Genomic DNA, 2,725 nt, shown 5'->3' with positions numbered 1-2,725 from the left:
CCGCGTGCCCTCGGCGCAGCAGGATGTCGACCGTCTCGCGGTCCCCCCCCCCCCCCCCCCCCCCCCCCCCCCCCCCCCCCCCCCCCCCCCCCCCCCCCCCCCCCCCCCCCCCCCCCCCCCCCCCCCCCCCCCCCCCCCCCCCCCCCCCCCCCCCCCCCCCCGGGGTGGTGGCGGCGGTCAGCGCGGGGACGGCGCGGCCCAGGGCGGCGAAGCTGAAGAGCACGTCCTCGGTGGTGACATCGGCACGGATGGTGGATTCCGCGTGCCCTCGGCGCAGCAGGATGTCGACCGTCTCGCGGTTGTGCGCGTGGACCGTCTCCAGCGTCTCGACACCTTCGAGGTGGGTGGTCATGAGGTCGTTCGCGCCGCGGTCGGAGGCCAGGACGCTGAAGACCTCCTCGAAGTAGTCGCGCAGCCCTGACCAGGCGTCCTCGGCGGTGCGGGCCTGTTCGCCGACGGTCATCGTGCGGGTCAGCAGGTCGCGGAAGACGGCGTCCACGAGGGCGGCGCGGGTGGGGAAGTGACGGTAGAGCGTCGCGTTGCCGACGCCGGCCCGCCGGGCGATCACGTCGAAGGGCGCTTCCAGGCCCTGTTCGGTGAACACCTCGTGGGCGGCGTCCGTGAGGAGTTCCTTGTTGCGGCGCGCGTCACGGCGTTGCCGGGGGGACGGCCCGGGTGGTGCGGGGTGCCCGGTCGCGCCGCGCCGTCCGCGCGTACCGGGCTCTCCGCGCGTACCGGGCTCTCCGCGCGTACCGGGCTCTCCGCGCGTGCCGGGCTCTCCGCGCGTGCCGGGCTCTTCGCGCCCACCAGTGCCGCCACGGCCGTCGGCCCCCGCGGGCCCGCCGTTCCGCCCGGCACCCTGGTGGCCGTCGCGCCTGTCCTCGGTCATCGTTACCTCCGCTGGAAACGGGGAGTCCTCCCCGGAGGGATGCTATCGTCGGCCCAAGTGGGGAGTGCTCCCCGCTTTGTGCTCCTTGTGAACGGAGGCTGCGGTGCGGGACGGGACAGCACTGGTGCTGGGCGGTGGCGGGCCGGTCGGCGGGGCGTGGATGGTCGGGGTGCTCGCGGGGCTCACCGAGGCGGGGGTCGAGCTCGACCGGGCCGACGTCGTCATCGGCACCTCGGCCGGGGCGATCTTCGGTGCCCGCGTCCTGGGCGGTGAGAGCCCGCGCGCGTTGTACGAGCGGCAATTGGCGGGCGAGGACCGCATCGACCTGGAGGTCTCTGCGGCCCAGACGTTCCGCTTCCTGTGGGCGGCCTGCGCGACCCGGGACTCCCGCCGCTCCGCACAGCGCCTGGGGCGGGCTGCGCTCGCCGCACCCGTGGGGCGCGAAGGCGGCGCACTCGACGCCGTGAGACCCCTGTTGGGCGGTGCGCGGTCCTGGCCCGAGCGGGCGTTGCGGATCGCTGCGGTCGACGCGCGGAGCGGGGAGGTGGAGACCTTCGGGTCGGACTCCTCGCTGTCCCTCCTCGAGGCGGTCGCCGCGAGCTGTGCGGTGCCGCTCGTCTGGCCTCCGGTCAGTGCCGCCGGGCGTCGCTGGCTCGACGGCGGATGCCGCTCGGCCGGTAACGTCCGCCTGGCCCGCGGATACCGGCGCGTGGTGGCCCTCGTACCGATCCCGTCCGCCCCGGGCCCGCATCCCAGCGCCCGGCAGGAGGCCGACGAGCTCGCGGCCGAAGGAACCTCCGTCGCGCTCCTTACGCCCGGCCCCGCCGCTCGCCGCGCGATGGGCCGGGATATGACGGCCGACAGCCGGCGCCCTCACACCGCACGAGCGGGGCACGCGCAGGCCGTCGCCGCCGCCCGGTCCGTTGCCGACGTCCTGCACGGGTAGCGGGCTCTCCGCCTCGTCGCCGCAACGGAAACACGCAGAGACAGACCCCGAGAGGGAAGGAAGGCCGAGCAGGTGCCGCAGTCTCCCCCGTCGAGTTTCCCCTCACCTCCGGAACGCGCGAAACCGGCGCGCACGCCGGAAGCCGAGCCGCTCCCGCCGCCCCAGGCGCTCCCGCCGCCCCAGACGCCCCAGGCGCCCCAGGCGCCCACCCTGCGTCAGTTGGCGCCCGAGGGCGTGGAGGTGGAGAGGGACCCGTATCCGCTCTACGCGGCCCTGCGCGCCGACGGCGCTGTGCACCGGGTGTGCGTTCCCGGGAGCGGGGAGTGCTGGTTCGTCGTGGCCCGGGAAGCGGCGCGGACGGCGCTGAGCGATCCGCGGTTGCGCAACGACATCCGTCACTCCGCCTCGTGGCGCAGCGACGGGGGGCACGCCATCGGGCGGAACATGCTGCAGAGCGATCCTCCGCAGCACACGCGGCTGCGCCGTCTGGTGGCGGGCCACTTCACGCCGGGGCGGATCGCGGCGCTGCGTCCGAGGATCGAGGCGGTCACCGACGAGCTGCTCGGCGGGCTGCCGCGCCGGGGGCGGGCCGACCTGGTGAGCCGGTACGCTCTGCCGCTGCCCGTCACGGTCATCTGCGAGCTGCTGGGGGTTCCCGCGCAGGACCGTGCGCGCTTCCGCACCTGGTCGAACGAGCTGGTCCTGCCCACCTCGAAGGCGGCAGCGACGGCGGCGGCGGACGAGTTGACCGGGTATCTGACGGCCTTGACCGAGCGGAAGGCCAGGACGCCGGACGACGCGCTGCTCAGCGCGCTGGTCGCGGCGCGACGACGTCCGCCGGACCGCGCAGCGGAGGGCAGGCCGGACGAGGACCGGGCAGACGAGGACCG

General features: G+C 75.9%; 2 protein-coding genes and 1 pseudogene. 2 read left to right on the top strand and 1 reads right to left on the bottom strand.

What is annotated here, in order from left to right:
• Positions 1-889, bottom strand: an 889-nt coding sequence (locus AB8Z75_RS34315; protein ID WP_369208960.1) for a TetR family transcriptional regulator, incomplete at its 3' end; no start/stop codon positions are given.
• Between the two features lie 103 nt (positions 890-992).
• On the opposite strand from AB8Z75_RS34315, the gene AB8Z75_RS34310 reads away from it, so the two are divergent.
• Both AB8Z75_RS34310 and AB8Z75_RS34305 read left to right on the top strand, forming a co-directional pair.
• A complete protein-coding gene (locus tag AB8Z75_RS34310) occupies positions 993-1,835 on the top strand; it encodes a patatin-like phospholipase family protein (RefSeq protein ID WP_369208958.1) in 843 nt (280 codons plus the stop codon).
• Between the two features lie 219 nt (positions 1,836-2,054).
• Positions 2,055-2,725, top strand: a pseudogene (locus AB8Z75_RS34305) (cytochrome P450); the annotation flags it as partial.

It is taken from the genome of Streptomyces sp. PU-14G (assembly GCF_041028275.1).
Lineage (GTDB): Bacteria > Actinomycetota > Actinomycetes > Streptomycetales > Streptomycetaceae > Streptomyces.
The sequence above is the reverse complement of the archived record's forward strand: the minus strand, read 5'-3'. Positions and strand labels throughout refer to the sequence as shown.